At 38.3% G+C, this 15,932-nt stretch carries 14 protein-coding genes; 7 read left to right on the top strand and 7 right to left on the bottom strand.

Annotated features, from left to right (window positions below):
* Positions 1-320: 320 nt before the first annotated feature.
* Complete coding sequence (acs, locus tag RI844_RS19120) at positions 321-2,261, bottom strand: acetate--CoA ligase (protein ID WP_348396233.1); 1,941 nt, start codon at positions 2,259-2,261, stop codon at positions 321-323.
* Between the two features lie 710 nt (positions 2,262-2,971).
* On the opposite strand from acs, the gene RI844_RS19115 reads away from it, so the two are divergent.
* Both RI844_RS19115 and RI844_RS19110 read left to right on the top strand, forming a co-directional pair.
* Entirely contained in the window at positions 2,972-3,436 is a 465-nt protein-coding gene (locus RI844_RS19115) for an OmpA family protein (RefSeq protein WP_348396232.1), read from the top strand.
* An 89-nt stretch (positions 3,437-3,525) separates the two neighbouring features.
* Positions 3,526-3,933, top strand: coding sequence for a hypothetical protein (locus tag RI844_RS19110; protein WP_348396231.1), 408 nt, complete (start codon positions 3,526-3,528; stop codon positions 3,931-3,933).
* Positions 3,934-4,075: 142 nt separating this feature from the next.
* Here the strand turns inward: RI844_RS19110 and rplS are convergent, their stop codons facing one another.
* From rplS to rpsP, 4 genes are read right to left on the bottom strand one after another with little or no spacing between them, the layout of a single operon-like run.
* On the bottom strand, positions 4,076-4,426 hold the full coding sequence (gene rplS / locus RI844_RS19105; protein ID WP_033078457.1) for a 50S ribosomal protein L19: 351 nt from the start codon (positions 4,424-4,426) through the stop codon (positions 4,076-4,078).
* 40 nt (positions 4,427-4,466) lie between these two features.
* Complete coding sequence (trmD, locus tag RI844_RS19100; RefSeq protein ID WP_405054496.1) at positions 4,467-5,201, bottom strand: tRNA (guanosine(37)-N1)-methyltransferase TrmD; 735 nt, start codon at positions 5,199-5,201, stop codon at positions 4,467-4,469.
* A gap of 19 nt (positions 5,202-5,220) precedes the next feature.
* Positions 5,221-5,742 (bottom strand): ribosome maturation factor RimM, encoded by a 522-nt coding sequence (gene rimM, locus RI844_RS19095; RefSeq protein ID WP_348396229.1) that lies wholly within the window; start codon positions 5,740-5,742, stop codon positions 5,221-5,223.
* Between the two features lie 38 nt (positions 5,743-5,780).
* The gene (gene rpsP, locus RI844_RS19090) at positions 5,781-6,026 is read right to left on the bottom strand and encodes a 30S ribosomal protein S16 (RefSeq protein WP_033078455.1); all 246 of its coding nucleotides are present in this window, start codon (positions 6,024-6,026) and stop codon (positions 5,781-5,783) included.
* 245 nt (positions 6,027-6,271) lie between these two features.
* On the opposite strand from rpsP, the gene RI844_RS19085 reads away from it, so the two are divergent.
* Together RI844_RS19085 and RI844_RS19080 are read left to right on the top strand one after the other, a co-directional pair.
* Positions 6,272-7,237 carry a DMT family transporter gene (locus tag RI844_RS19085; RefSeq protein ID WP_348396228.1) on the top strand — a complete coding sequence of 322 codons (966 nt, stop codon included), beginning with the start codon at positions 6,272-6,274 and terminating at the stop codon, positions 7,235-7,237.
* A gap of 84 nt (positions 7,238-7,321) precedes the next feature.
* Positions 7,322-9,466 (top strand): PQQ-dependent sugar dehydrogenase, encoded by a 2,145-nt coding sequence (locus RI844_RS19080; RefSeq protein ID WP_348396227.1) that lies wholly within the window; start codon positions 7,322-7,324, stop codon positions 9,464-9,466.
* A 51-nt stretch (positions 9,467-9,517) separates the two neighbouring features.
* Here the strand turns inward: RI844_RS19080 and RI844_RS19075 are convergent, their stop codons facing one another.
* Positions 9,518-10,630, bottom strand: a complete 1,113-nt coding sequence (locus RI844_RS19075; RefSeq protein WP_348396226.1) for a hypothetical protein — start codon at positions 10,628-10,630, stop codon at positions 9,518-9,520.
* A gap of 247 nt (positions 10,631-10,877) precedes the next feature.
* Positions 10,878-12,290, bottom strand: a complete 1,413-nt coding sequence (gene ffh / locus RI844_RS19070; protein WP_348396225.1) for a signal recognition particle protein — start codon at positions 12,288-12,290, stop codon at positions 10,878-10,880.
* A gap of 187 nt (positions 12,291-12,477) precedes the next feature.
* On the opposite strand from ffh, the gene RI844_RS19065 reads away from it, so the two are divergent.
* From RI844_RS19065 to RI844_RS19055, 3 genes are all read left to right on the top strand, one after another.
* Positions 12,478-13,560, top strand: coding sequence for an SO_0444 family Cu/Zn efflux transporter (locus RI844_RS19065; protein ID WP_348396224.1), 1,083 nt, complete (start codon positions 12,478-12,480; stop codon positions 13,558-13,560).
* Between the two features lie 87 nt (positions 13,561-13,647).
* Positions 13,648-14,448: a cytochrome C assembly family protein gene (locus RI844_RS19060; RefSeq protein ID WP_348396223.1), complete on the top strand. Its 801-nt coding sequence runs from the start codon at positions 13,648-13,650 to the stop codon at positions 14,446-14,448.
* A gap of 81 nt (positions 14,449-14,529) precedes the next feature.
* Complete coding sequence (locus RI844_RS19055; RefSeq protein ID WP_348396222.1) at positions 14,530-15,810, top strand: HlyC/CorC family transporter; 1,281 nt, start codon at positions 14,530-14,532, stop codon at positions 15,808-15,810.
* Positions 15,811-15,932 lie beyond the last annotated feature (122 nt).

Raw genomic sequence — 15,932 nt, 5'->3', positions numbered from 1 at the left:
TTTAAATTAATAAGATACAGCAGGGGTTACTAAAAAGATTTAGTAATAAAGATAGGTATAGCGATAATATCGGAGGCTTAAATTTTGATTTTGCATATCTTTTCTATTAATTATACGAACCAAAAATTATAACGTTATAAAGTCTGGTCAAAACTCGCATGCTCTAAAGCAGAGCTGATAGGTATTTGTAGCAGCTTTTAGTTTCATCTGGCAAGATTTATTTTTAGACAAATTGTAATTACATATACCAAAGTGCGTTTTCATTAACAAAAAGCGGAGGCTTTCGCCTCCGTTATACCGATATTAACCTTGTGTAAAGATTAACGAAGTAAGCGACGTTCGATTAAGTCTTCAACGACACTAGGATCAGCAAGTGTCGAAGTATCGCCTAAAGTACCTAGGTCATTTTCAGCAATTTTGCGTAAAATTCGGCGCATAATTTTACCAGAACGTGTTTTTGGTAATCCTGGTGCCCATTGGATCAAATCAGGCTTTGAAAAACTGCCAAGCTCTTTCGCAACTAATGCCTTTAATTCAACAATAAGCTCTTCACTTTCCACTTCATCATGCATCAAAGTTACATAGGCATATACCCCTTGCCCTTTAATGTCATGTGGATAACCAACCACTGCGGCTTCTGAGATTTTAGGGTGCAGAACTAATGCACTTTCAATTTCGGCAGTACCTAATCTGTGTCCAGACACATTTAATACGTCATCTATTCGACCTAAAATCCAATAATAGCCGTCTTTATCACGTTGTGCGCCATCACCTGTATAATAGTAACCGGCACATTGGCTGAAATAAGTTTGATGAAAACGCTCATGATCGCCGTATAAAGTGCGCATTTGTCCAGGCCAACTGCCCTTCATCACTAATGCACCACGTGCTTCGCCATCTTGCTCATTACCTTCTTTATCAACAATTACCGGTTGTACACCAAAAAATGGTAAACCAGCGGCTCCCGGCTTCATGCCAGCAGAACCCGGTAGTGAAGTTATTAATATTCCACCGGTTTCTGTTTGCCACCAAGTATCAACTATTGGACAATTGCTTTTACCAACAATTTCATAATACCAATGCCAAGCTTCCGGGTTAATTGGTTCACCAACACTCCCTAACAGGCGCAAAGATGATAAATCTTTATCTAGCACGTATTCATCACCAATACCCATTAATGCGCGTATTGCAGTAGGAGCGGTGTAAAAAACATTAATTTTATGACGTTCGACCATATCCCAACAGCGACCCGCATCTGGGTATGTTGGCACACCTTCAAACACCAAGGTGGTCGCGCCGTTTGCTAACGGGCCATAAAATATATAACTATGACCTGTTATCCAGCCAGCATCGGCTGTACACCAGTAGATATCACCATCTCGGTAATCAAATACATATTTATGCGTCATTGCCGCATACAATAGGTAACCACCACAGGTATGGACTACACCTTTAGGTGCCCCGGTAGAGCCAGATGTGTATAAAATAAACAAAGGATCTTCGGCGTCCATTACTTCTGGCTCACAAATGCTTGAAACTGTTGCCATTGCTTGTTGATAGTTGACATCGGTTTCATCATTCCAGGCAACATCTGCACCAGTACGTTCAACAACAATAACTGAATGCACATTTGGGCACTCTGTAACTGCTGCATCTACATTAGCTTTTAAAGGAATATTTTTACCACCACGAACACTTTCATCCGCTGTAATAACGACTTTACAATCTGCGGCTTGAATGCGAGCTTTAATCGATTCAGTAGAAAAACCACCAAAGACAACGGAATGTACCGCGCCTATACGTGCACAGGCTAACATGGCATATCCAACTTCTGGGATCATTGGCATGTAGATACAAACTGTATCGCCCTTTTTAACACCCCGTTGTTTTAACACATTGGCAAACTTACATACTTGTTCATGTAGTTCGTTATAGGAAATATTTTGTGTATCGCTAGGTTCATCACCTTCAAATATTATTGCCGTTTGCTCACCGCGCTCTGTTAAGTGGCGATCAATACAGTTATAACTTACGTTTAATTGGCCACCTTTAAACCATTCAATATCTGCTTTATGAAAATCAACATTAGTGACACTTTCAAACGGCTTATACCAATCTAAAAATTCATTGGCTTGCTCTGCCCAGAACTGATCAGGATTACTAATCGATTGCTGATAGAGTTCCTGGTATTTGGGTTTATCAAAGAAAGTATGCGCCTTAGCTTGTGCTGTAACAGGGTAAAATTTTTGTAGTTCGTTCATCTGTGTGCCTAGTATCATTTAACAGTTATGATTTAAGTTAAAGTTTAGTTGAAGTTTAGTGTTTCTTATTATTGTTATGGTTTCGTTATAATTCTTCGTTAAATGTTGCTTATTATTGTTATGATTTAGTTATTATTTTCAGTTATGCATTGCTATATAAACACAAAATGACAGCGCTGTCATCTGTTTTGTATTAATACGCACATGTTTATAAACATTAATTTTTGCTTGCTCTATCATTTATTTGCTCATTGCTTGTTATTGTAATGCAAACTTTAAAACGGGACTGCTGACAGTCATCATAAATAAACAAGCCCAAACCTCAAACGTTTGAGATAATGTACCTATGATGAATAAAACTGTCAAGATAATTGTTAACGGTTGAAAAAACGGATAGTAACCGATTAAGAACACACTTTAATACAAATACATTTGAAACACAATGACAGCTTCACTACCTTTCGATTTAAGGTGATATAAGTGTTCTACTCAGTTATTCAAAAGTCAAAATTTGTGTATAACTCAAAGGTGTTAATGACCTTACTTTATATAAAAACACAAAATTACAGTGTTGTTATCTATATTTTAAATTTTAGTTAGATTAAATAACTATATATTCTTTTAATATTTATCACATTATCCATCGCAAAAATACGATATCATGTTATAACTTTATATTATTAATAAGAATTTTTGGGTTGAAATTTAAGATGAAAAAGTTATCTGCTCTCAGTTTACTTATGTTAATCAGTGCCTGTCAGTCAAATGCAAACTTTAAAAGCGCAAATCTGATCAAGCCTCATCTTGATGCTGCAATAATTGCAGAGCCAGCTGAACCGGTACAATCAGCTGTCGTTGAAGCACAGTCGTTTGTTTACTTTGATTTCAATTCCAGTGAACTTAATGAAGAAAGCATACAAGTGCTTAACACTCATTTAGCTGCGATGAGAGCACTTGAGACAGGCCAGATTGTTCTTCAGGGCCACACGGACCAAGTTGGTGGTGAAAAATTTAATTTTGATTTAGGCAAACAACGAGCTTTATCGGTGATGGTGTACTTAGTAAGTGCAGGAGTCAATCAAGAAAGGTTAACTGCGACTACAATGGGTAAAGGCGACCCTAAGCGACAAGATATTAACCCAAGCACAGATCGCCATGTTGAGATTATTTATTGATTGATTTTATATCAATGGTAAGCCACTTTTCCAAAGTCAGTAGTCATTCTGGCTTTTTCTATAAAAATTAATCTAGAATCACAATATCAATGTTAAAAGAATTTAAGCCTAAGCCTTATATAACTCCGAAAGGCCATTACGCCACTCTAGTAATAATAAGTTTAATTGCAACAATTGGTAGTTTTATTTTAGGCTACTTAGTGTTTGTAAACATTGTGCAGTTATTATGTTTTATCTTATTTGCCATGGTTTGGGCCGCAAGGCACTCCCCGTCATTGATTATTTCGGAAACAGAACTTGTTAACCGCAATATTCACACCGTCTATTGGCACTTTCCTATTACAGATTATGCTCACATTGAGCGTCATGACATGGTTACCTTATTCTTTGACAAGCAAGGAAAATCATATGAAATGGCAAACAGCAACTTTAGCGATGAGCGTTGGCAAGAAATTGAAGTGGCGTTAAAGAGCTTAACTGAGTCTGAGGAAACTTAAGAATAAAACCGTCTAAGGTTTCTGTGTGAAGCACCCATTTGAATTAACCTGACTTTTAAACCTTGGATACCGTAAATATATTCGCGCATTAAAAATAAAAAAGGTTGCCCTTGGGCAACCTTTTTTCGGAACAAGTAAAAAATTACTTACCCAGCTTCTCTTTAATACGTGCTTTCTTACCAGAAAGTTCACGTAGATAATAAAGTTTAGCTTGACGTACATCACCGCGACGTTTAACTGAAATTTCAGCAACCATTGGGCTATGTGTCTGGAATACACGCTCTACACCTTCACCGTTCGAAATTTTACGAACAGTAAAAGCAGAATGCAATCCGCGGTTCTTCTTAGCGATTACAACACCTTCAAATGCTTGAAGACGTTCTTTGTCACCCTCTTTTACTTTAACTTTAACAACTAAAGTATCACCAGGGGCAAACGCTGGTACGTCAGTTTTCATTTGCTCTTGTTCGAGCTGATTAATGATATTACTCATAATACACCTTTCTTCCTAGATTACACCGAACCGAACAGGATTATTGCTTTGCTTTAACAGCGTTAAGCATTTTTTCCTGCTCCTCAGTCAGAGCTAGGTTTGTTAGTAAATCTGGACGTCGAGTCCAAGTTCTTTCTAAAGACTGTTGCATACGCCATTGGCGAATATGTTCATGATTACCGCTTAGCAAAACTTTAGGTACAGATTTATCATCCAGAACTTCTGGCCTTGTGTAATGTGGACAATCTAATAAACCGTCAGAAAATGAATCCTGCTCAGCCGATTGATTGTGCCCTAATACACCAGGTACAAATCGTGCAACTGCATCGATTAAGGTCATTGCCGGTAATTCACCGCCAGTTAACACAAAATCGCCGATAGACCACTCTTCGTCGATATCCGACTCGATTAATCTTTCGTCAATGCCCTCATAACGCCCGGCAATTAATACCAATGACTTATGAGTCGATAATTCACGTACACCCGCTTGGTCAAGCTTTCGTCCCTGTGGCGAAAGGTAGATCACATGCGCATCTTCACCTGCCGAATCTTTGGCAGCCTTAATGGCATCTCGTAATGGTTGTACCATCATAAGCATTCCCGGACCACCGCCATAAGGACGATCATCAACGGTGCGATGCTTATCGTTGGTAAACTCTCTAGGATTCCATGTTTGGAAATCTATCAAGCCATTACGAATCGCTCTTCCTGTCACCCCAGACTCAGTGATAGCAGTAAACATTTCAGGAAAAAGGCTTATTACCTCCATCCGCATTTTACATTTAGTCATTGAGTTAGAAACCTGGGTCCCAGTCCACGTCAATTTGTTTATGCTCAAGTGATACATGTTTGATCACTTGCTCATCAAGATAAGGAATTAACCTTTCTTTTTTGCCAAACGCATCAGTGCGATTAGCTTTAACCACCAGTACATCGTTTGAGCCGGTTTCCATAATGTCGGTTACTTTACCTAGGCTATAGCCAGAAGTATTCACCACATCCATACCAATTAGATCGCGCCAGTAAAACTCACCTTCTGGTAATTCTGGCAGTAGATCGCTCGATACTGTAATTTCAGCACCAGTTCTTAACTGTGCTTCGTTACGGTCACTGATATCAGCAAATTTAGCAATTAAGCTATTTGAATGACGACGCCATTCACTTACTGTTACTGTTAGTTTTTTGCCATTAAGATTTAACACCCAAGGGCTATAATCGAAAATTGCTTCTGGAGTATCGGCAAAAGAATGAATTTTTAACCAACCTTTAATGCCGTAAACAGCACCAATTTTTCCAAGGATGACGTCTTTTTCCATGTTTTGCTAATTCTCTTTATTCAATATCAATCAGTTAATTAAGCCGCAGAAGCGTCTTTAACTAACTTTGCAACACGGTCAGAAACCGTTGCACCTTGACCAACCCAGTGGTTGATACGGTCAAGATCTAAACGAAGTTTTTCCGCTTGACCTTGTGCAGTAGGGTTGAAGAAACCAACTTTCTCGATGAAACGACCATCGCGAGAGTTACGGCTGTCAGCAACAACCACTGTAAAAAATGGACGCTTTTTCGCGCCGCCACGAGCTAAACGAATGGTAACCATACCGTCCTCTATATTTAAGTTATAAAACGAATTTTCCAGACACTTTCTAACCACAAGGGATAGAAAAGCTCGCAGATTTTACGCTTTTACAGCTAAATTGCAACTTAAATGCTGCTTTAAGGGGAAAATAATCGAAAAAAACAAGCTAATCGACAAAATCTACGATAAAATCCGCCCTCCTTTACTGATTGATACGATTTAAGTATTAATTTTTGCAGATTCCAACAGGTTAAAACATTCCTATTATGCCAACATCAAGCAGCAACAATTTAAAAGGTTTAACTTTAGCACTCATAACAGCCGTTATGTGGGGTTTGCTTCCATTAGCACTTACCAGTGTGTTGCAATTAATGGATTCTTATACCATCACTTGGTATCGCTTTTTATTTGCTGCGATCATTGTTTCTTTTATGCTTTATCGTAAGAAAAAGATCCCAACAGCTATTTTTAAAAACAAAGGTTTATTCAAAAGACTGTTTTTTGCCGCTATATTTTTATCATTAAATTATATTCTGTACCTATCAGCTTTATACTACGTGCCTGCAGAAACTGCACAAATGCTGATCCAAATGGCACCTTTTATGATGTTAATAGGCAGCGTGCTATTTTTAAAAGAAGACTTTAGCCGTGGGCAAATGGTTGGCTCATTGGTATTGATTTCAGGTTTATTATTATTCTTTAATCAACAGTTCACACAAGCAGGCGATATAGAGAACAGTAGCTTTATCACTGGCTTCATCATCATGTTTGGCGCGTCTTCTACTTGGGCGATATATGCGATTTTGCAAAAAAAGATGCTTAATCACTTTAGTTCGAACCAAATCATGTGGTTCATCTATTTATTTTCCAGCTTATTCTTTTTACCAGTGGCTACTCCAACTGACATTGGTTCATTAAGTTTAATTGCCTTTTTATTATTATTCTTTTGTTGTGCTAATACCCTTATTGCATACGGCACCTTTGCTGAATCTCTTGAATATTGGCCGGCATCTAAGGTAAGCGCGGTATTGGCGATTACCCCCCTACTAACGGTATTGTTTGCCACTATTGCAGAGAAAATCTGGCCAAAAATGTTTAGCGCGCAGTCATTAAATAATATTGCTTATATCGGTGCATGTTTAGTTGTACTTGGCTCAATGCTAACCGCGTTAGGTAATAAAATTTTGACTAAAAATAACTTCAGAGCGTTAAAGCGTCTGATGAGGTTATGATCTAAAGCGGAAACAGGTATTTGAAATAAAAATTAATCTGCTCGGGTCTTATATTTTAGTAAAATAAATGACAAAGGCCTTGTTATGTTTAATGCAGCTAAAGTATCGACTTTTTTTTCGCTTAAATTTTTACTCATTTCATTATTATCTCTGCTTATTATTAGCTTTAGCAGCTATTCAGCTGATTTCGCTACAGGGTTTGAGTTCACCGACACCACGGGAGAATTTACTCGAGGGACGAGTCCAAACACTGTAACCTTCAAAAACGGCCATGCCAAAACAGCAGCTATAGCATCACTTTACCATGACGGTATGAATGCATTTATGGTGCAAAATAACACTGGCATGGTTGAATTTGAGACGCCAGCAGGCATGGTTGATGTTTGGTTAAGAGCGCAAACAGGGGCAGCGGGAGCAGAAGTTCGAGTTTATGACATTAACAGCAACCTCACAAATACCTTCATGGCAACCACCCAATGGCAACAAATCACCTTAACCTCTGTAGATGGCATTTCTCGATTGGAATTAGTCAATAATTCGAGCAGTTATGCCGTATTCGACACGTTTAGTTTTACCGCTATAGATTCACCACCAGGTCCTTTAGATGATCCATTGCCTATTCCTATCGCAGAGGGCGGCCTTAAATTAAAATTGGAATTACTAGCCTCAGGCCTTGTAGCTCCTCTTTGGGGAACGAGCGCTCCGGGTGTAACCGACTTTATTTATGTGATTGATCAGGTCGGCAGTATTTGGGCAATAAACACAATTACAGGCATAAAAACTGAGATAGCAAATTTAAGTTCGTTACTGGTTCCTGTAGGTATAGCTGATTTTGGTGGCTATGATGAAAGGGGCCTGTTAGGAATAGCGTTTCATCCAGACTTTGTTAGCAATGGCAAAATGTATACTTATACTTCTGAGCTTGTCACAGAAAATGCTGATTTTAGCACTATGCCTGTTGCCGGTACAGGTGATCATCAATCGGTACTTAGGGAGTGGAGCGCAACAATTGCTGGCGATAGCGGCATAATTATTGATAACACACCTTCACGGATATTATTCACTATTGAACAACCACAATTTAATCATAACGGCGGTGCCTTGGCATTTGACAGTAGTGGGCTGCTTTACGTGAGTTTGGGTGATGGCGGCAATGCCGACGATCAAGGTGAAGGCCATGGTTTAACGGGTAACGCTCAAGATAATAGTAATTTATTAGGCACCATCGTTCGAATTGACCCAATGGGAAGTAATAGTGAGAATGGCAATTATGGCGTGCCTGCAAACAACCCATTTGTAAATACTATCGGCAGAGAAATTTTCGCTTTCGGTTTACGTAATCCTTATCGAATGTCTTTTGATGTTGACACTGGTGATTTATATGTTGCTGACGTAGGGCAAAATGCTATTGAAGAAGTCAATATCGTAACTGTCGGTGGCAATTATGGTTGGAATAAACGGGAAGGTAGTTTTGGCTTTGATGCTAACGATACTGAAGACGGTTTTGTATTTGAGCAAGTAGATGCCATGGGTACCATCAACCCCACTGTTGAATACGATCATGATGAGGGGCGTGCAGTAATAGGTGGCTTTATCTATCGCGGTCAAACATATGAAAACCTACAAGACCGTTACCTTTTTGCCGATTACGACGGCCCGATATTCTACATCAATAAAGAACAGACCATTTCAACTTTTAAAGATGAAGACACTATCGATTTTGGTAAAGTCCTTGGATTTGGCCAAGATGCTAACAATGAGCTGTATTTACTGGCAAATACTGATGGCCTACCTAATGGGAATAGCGGTAGTGTTTATAAAGTAACGGTGCTACCAAATACAGCCCCAGTTGCCAATGCCGGACCAGATCAAACCGTGAATGAAGGCACTATCGTTAATCTTGATGCTTCAGCAAGCTCAGATATTGATGGTGATAGGCTAATTTATCAATGGACTCAGCTTGCCGGAACTACTGTTAGTTTGAGTGATATAACGGAAGAAAAACCAAGCTTTACGGCGCCAACAGTTGCTGCCAACGAAACATTAACGTTTCAATTAGAAGTACATGATGATCATCTGCCCGGGGAGTTTGCCGATGAAGTGGACATTTTGGTACAAAATGCAGTCGCGCCAGAGCCAAAATCTGGTGGCGGTGGCGGTGGCGGCGCATTGAGCTACCTATGGCTATTAGCAGTGCTGACAGGATTTTTTAATAGAAATAGAGATTAAAACTAGGGTCAGAGTCAGGTTTATTAGTAGAAACCTAACTCTGACTCAGTATTAATTGGCGTAATCACTGTATATAGGGTTAGAATTCAGTGCTTTTTGTGAGCCCTTAAGTGAGAAATTATAGCCGCATAGACCAAAGTTCCCTCTCCTTGCCAATGACTTAACGACAAACGCAGTATCTAAAGGCGAAAAGTTCGCGTAATAGCTACCAGAATCTTCAACCACAACATTGATTGTTCTTACTTTATCGCCATTGTTAAATTCAATGACCTCACAGCTATCGTCGCCCTCTGCACTTGCTTGTGACCAGATTTCGCCCTCACGAATTAAGTCAGCCTTCCAATGCACAATTAGGCCTTCATGATCATCTAATAATAGATAAAATTCATCTGGCATGGCTAACAATTGTTGACGATGTGTGACCGTTTTAGGTTGCTCTGCTTGTTGTTCGGCATTTTGTGCTGCTTCGTCAGCAAGTACTGTGTTATTTAAAAAAGGTAAACTAGTAATAACGGCACTTATTACTAAAATGATTATTGCCGCTATAACAGCGATTTTTTGATTTGTTAATAACCAGTTATTAATCAACAAAGCTAAATCATTACTCGCTTGTTTAGCTGGTTGTTGAACTGATTGAACAACATCTTCAGGTTCAGCAGACGGTGAATAAATATTAAATTCATCATCTTGCTCATTTGTTCCCCCAAATAAACTCGGTTCAATACGGTTTGATAATGGTTTTCTTTCTACTTTAACTGGCTCTGACAAAGCACTTAAATCAACAGGACCACAGTAACCCATAACATACACTTGTGGCGCGAAAGATGATAAAGAAAATAAGTATAAACTCGCCATTACTGGCAATATTAACAATACATAACTGGTACTAGAAGGTATTAATATGATCAGTAAAAATGATAATGCAGTTATTGCACTAGTTAACCATGCCGACCCCGAACGCTTGTGGGCGTCTCTACAGCGACGAATGCCTGCAGCAAAATAGACAACTGTAATAACAACAACCAAAATTAACTTCGCGGTTAGTGAAGATAAGATAACGCCATTAAATAAAAAGAAAACGGCCAAACAACAAATACTGATAGCAAAATAACGCTCTGAATTATCTAAGCCTTTGAAACAAAATAGAGATTTGAATAACTGCACTTTACTGGATGCCTTTGGAAGTTGATTTTTTATTAGTTTTTAAGTCAATTTTTTTTTATTAAGATCATACTACATGAGAGTAACATATAGCTCAAACGGAGAATTTTTCAGGTTGCGTTAAGGTGCTATAACGTCAGAATAAATTCAGACCAACCAAAGAAGTAAATTTGGCTGGCGTGAATATATGCATGCGTAATCCCAAAAGGGATGTACTTATTATTTATGAATTGAGAAGGTTGACTTAAATTTACTTACGGAACATTCCGCCCGGGCCGCCCATTCCACCCATACCGCCGGCACCGCCCATACCACCTGGAGGCATCATGCCTTGCATTGAGCGCATCATTTTTTTCATGCCGCCCTTGCCAGACATTTTTTTCATCATTTTTTGCATTTGAGTAAACTGCTTAAGTAGCTTGTTCACATCTTGAATTTGCGTACCAGAACCCGCCGCAATTCTGCGTTTTCGAGAGCCTTTAATAATGTCTGGACGTTCACGTTCGCCCGGGGTCATTGAATTAATAATAGCTTCCATTCGGATAGTAACTTTATCATCCATTTGTCCTTTAACTTGCTCAGACATATTACCCATACCTGGTAATTTATCCATCATGCCCATCATGCCGCCCATGCTTTTCATTTGCACCAGTTGGTCACGAAAATCTTCTAAGCTAAAACCTTTACCACTTTTAACTTTTTTAGCTAATTGTTCGGCTTTTTTCTTATCAACTTTTTGCTCAACTTCTTCAATAAGTGATAACACATCACCCATACCAAGAATTCGAGATGCTACGCGATCTGGATGAAATGGTTCTAGGGCGTCAGTTTTTTCACCAACCCCCATAAACTTAATTGGTTTACCCGTAATATGACGAATAGAAAGCGCCGCACCACCACGTGCATCACCATCCGTTTTAGTTAAGATAACACCGGTTAACGGTAAAGCATCGTTAAACGCTTTTGCTGTATTGGCGGCATCTTGCCCCGTCATAGCATCAACAACAAATAAAGTTTCTACTGGTTTGATGTTGGTATGTAATTGTTTAATTTCATCCATCATCTCGCCGTCTACGTGTAAACGGCCAGCTGTATCGACAATAACTACATCACAAAATTGTTTTTTCGCATGCTCTATTGCACTATTGGCAATAGCGGTAGGCTTTTGTGAAATATCACTTGGAAAAAAATCTACTTCAACTTCACCAGCTAAGGTTTCAAGTTGTTTTATAGCGGCTGGTCGATAAACATCGGCACTAACAACTAATACTTTTTTCTTTTCGCGTTCTTTTAAAAACTTAGCAAGTTTAGCAACAGAGGTGGTTTTACCCGCACCTTGCAAACCAGCCATTAAGATAACTGCTGGCGGCGTAGCTTTTAAGTCCAGAGCTTCATTGGCTTGGCCCATTGCAGATTCAAGTTCAGTTCGAACAATTTTTACAAAAATTTGCCCTGGGGATAAACTTTTCGAAACTTCTTGGCCAACAGCTCTTTCTTTAACGTTAGCGATAAACTCACGAATAACAGGTAAAGCCACGTCAGCTTCTAATAAAGCCATACGCACTTCGCGTAAGGTGTCTTTAATGTTGTCTTCGGTAAGACGGCCACGACCACTGATATTTTTCAGGGTTTTGGATAAACGATCGGAGAGATTCTCAAACATAATCTAATTACTTTAAATGGCGATATATCGATATAATGACACGTATTATACCTGCACTAATAATAAGCGAAAGCATAAAATGAACAAACCTGTAGGTTGTATCGTTAAAAGTGTTAATTTTACAAAAAACTAAGGTACAATATTAATAGTAACAAAAATATTATTTTCAACCCTATAGAAGTCATTTATGGATATTATCAGCCAATTAGCAATTAATTTATTAGCCTTAACCAATGAAGCAAGTCCCTGGTTATTATTAGGTTTAATTATTGCTGGCTTGATGAAGTCATTTGTACCGACACAAATTTTGAGCAAACATTTAGGTGAAGGGAAACTTGCAATTATAAAGGCTGCATTTATAGGCGCCCCGCTGCCGCTTTGTTCTTGCGGTGTAATTCCTGTGGCTACACAGCTTAAACGTTCGGGGGCTTCATCTCCTGCCACTTCAGCTTTTTTAGTGGCCACACCTGAAACCGGGGTTGATTCTGTTTCTGTATCCTACGCGTTACTAGGCCCTATTATGGCAATCTATCGCCCGTTTGCAGCGATTTTCTCCGCCATTTTTACTGGTTTCCTAGTTAGTACCAGTAAAGAAGAACTAACACTTTCAACTGATGAAGTTAAATCTTGCTGCGCCAGTAAAAGCAACGGTCAACATCAACATGTTGATAATGAAGAAACTGAAACCACCTGCTGTGCCTCAAACGCAGCGCCAAAATCTGATTCATTATTAACAAAAGCATTGCAAGGCGTTAAATACGGCTTTACTCAGTTAATTGATGACTTAATTATTTGGTTATTTATTGGTTTACTGTTTGCTACATTGGTTCGCACCTTTTTACCTGCAGAATTTTTATTAAGTTATGGCAGTGGTTTAGTTGCTATGCTCATAATGATCGCTATTTCAATTCCTATGTACATTTGCGCAACAGCTTCAACACCAATTGCGGCGGGCTTTATCCTTGCCGGAATATCGCCTGGAACGGCCTTGGTATTTATGATGGCTGGCCCCGCTACTAATATTTCAACCTTGGGTGTGATAAAAAAAGAAATGGGCGCTAGTGTGCTTATTCGTTATTTATTAGGAATTTCTATTTCAGCAATAAGCTTTGGTTATTGTTTAGATCTGGCTTTAATTGCTTTTAACATTAATATTAGCGAACAAATGAGCCATAGCCATGAAATGCTACCAAACTGGTTCGCCTTAAGTTGCTCAATTTTATTAGTGAGCATGGCAATTAAACCATTACGACGTTTGATCATTAAATAACATTAGCTTTAGAGATTAGTATTTTGTTACTATCTTCGATACTTAATTTAGATTAGTAAAAAAATTAACGCCTTACAGGAGTAATCGGTGGATTTAGTTAGTATTCTCACCATTGTAGTTATTACATTATATGTAGCTGCAGCCTTAGCTGTTTCTTCAAAGTTGTTTGACACAACAGGTCCTAACCCAAAAGTATATTTAACACTTGGTTGTTTGGCTGTGGTTGGCCACAGTTTATTATTGTCAAAAAGTATATTTTTTCACGACGATGTAGATTTCAGCTTAATTAACGTTATTTCATTAGTCGCGTTTATTATCTCTTTTTCGGTTACTTTGATTTCTATTCGCTTTAAAGCCAATTTAATTTTGCCTGTGGTGTATGCATTTTCAGCGATCTTACACACAGTGTTAATTTTTGTTCCAGAAGATCACCATTTGGTGATTGACCCAACGAAAATTCCTTTAGTAATACATATAACTTTGGCGTTATTGTCTTATGGTATTCTAGTGATAGCGACTTTATACGCTTTCCAGGTAAGTTATATCAATTATAAATTAAAATCTAAGAACATAAGTGCAGTAAACCACTTGCCACCTTTAATGCAAGTTGAAGGGCAATTATTTTCAATCATGTCAGCCGGTATAGTTTGTTTAATGCTGTCACAAGCCGTAGGGTTGGTTTTTATTGAAAGTTTTTTTGCTGAAGAATTTTTACATAAAACATTGTTATCATTGTTTGCTTTGGCTATTTATCTAATAATTATGCGTGGGCATTACAAAATGGGTTGGCGTGGTAATAAGGTATTAGTGCTGTCTGTTATCGCAACATCTTTGTTAACGTTATCGTACTTTGGTAGTAGATTTGTAAAAGAATTTCTCTTATCTTAAAAGTTCAGGTATAAGTATATTTTGAAGTGATGTTTTAACTAACGTCACTTTTTATGATTTTAGCAACATAGGACTCCTTTCTTGGACGACATATCGACTAGTACGCTGTTTAGCATACTTGGTGTATTAATTTTAATTTCTGCATATTTCTCTGGCTCAGAAACCGGCATGATGTCATTAAACAGATATCGTTTACGGCATTTAGAACAAAATAATCACAATGGCGCAAAACGAGTTAGTAAATTACTTGATCGACCAGATCAACTAATTGGTCTGATTTTAATTGGCAATAATTTAGTAAATATATTTGCATCTATTCTTGCCGGTATTATTGGCGCACGCCTGCTAGATAGTGAAGCAGGTCCATTTATAGCGGGTCTAATTTTAACTTTTATTATTTTAATATTTGCTGAAGTTACACCAAAAACCTTAGCTGCGTTGCACCCTGAAAGAGTTGCTTTTCCAAGCTCTATTTTATTAAAAATACTGCTCAAAATATTTTACCCATTTGTAGTTGCATTAAACTGGATCACAAATGGTATATTAATATTGTTTAGAATAAGCCCTGAGCAACGCCAAGAGCATAGTTTAAGTTCTGAGGAATTACGTACAGTAGTTAATGAATCAACTGCTCTGTTACCAGCTAAAGATCAAGATATGCTAGTGAGTATTCTCGACCTAGAAAAAGTCACGGTTGAAGATATTATGATCCCACGCAGTGAAATTCAGGGCATTGATATCAATGACGACTGGAAGGCTATTCAAAAACAATTAACTCACGCCAATCACACTCGGGTAATTTTATACCGCGACAGCATTGATGATGTTGTTGGTTATGTGCACATGCGTGATGCAGTTAAAATGCTTTCGAAAAGCCAATTTACCAAAGCAACATTATTACGTGCAGTAAGAGAATTATACTTCATCCCTGAAGGCACTCAACTTAATGTACAACTACTGAAATTCCAACATGCTAAAGAGCGTTTAGGCCTAGTGGTTGATGAATATGGTGATATCCAAGGGTTAGTAACTTTAGAAGATATATTGGAAGAAATTGTTGGTGACTTCACCACGACAATGGAGCCTGCACCTAGTGATGAAGTTACTGCTCAACCAGATGGTAGCTTCTTAGTCGATGGTAGCGCCAACGTTAGAGACATTAATAAAGAAATGGAGTGGAGCTTACCAATTGATGGCCCTAAAACACTCAATGGATTAATTCTCGAGTATTTAGAAGAAATTCCCGAGCCTAATATCAGTGTGAGAATTGCCGGCTATCCGATGGAAGTTATTGATGTAAATGACAACATGATAAAGTCTGTCAGGATCATGCCAGCTCATTATCAAGTTAATGCTGAATAACTTATAAATCAATTAAAAAGCTGCATTTTGCAGCTTTTTTTATCTCAACACCTTCTTATACCAAACTGGTATGACCTGAACTTGTAAATCTGTTATTTATAGATTAGATTAAACGCTTACTT

The sequence above is a fragment of the Thalassotalea fonticola genome (assembly GCF_032911225.1).
Taxonomy (GTDB): Bacteria; Pseudomonadota; Gammaproteobacteria; order Enterobacterales; family Alteromonadaceae; genus Thalassotalea_A; species Thalassotalea_A fonticola.
This window is presented reverse-complemented; position numbering and strand designations above follow the sequence as displayed.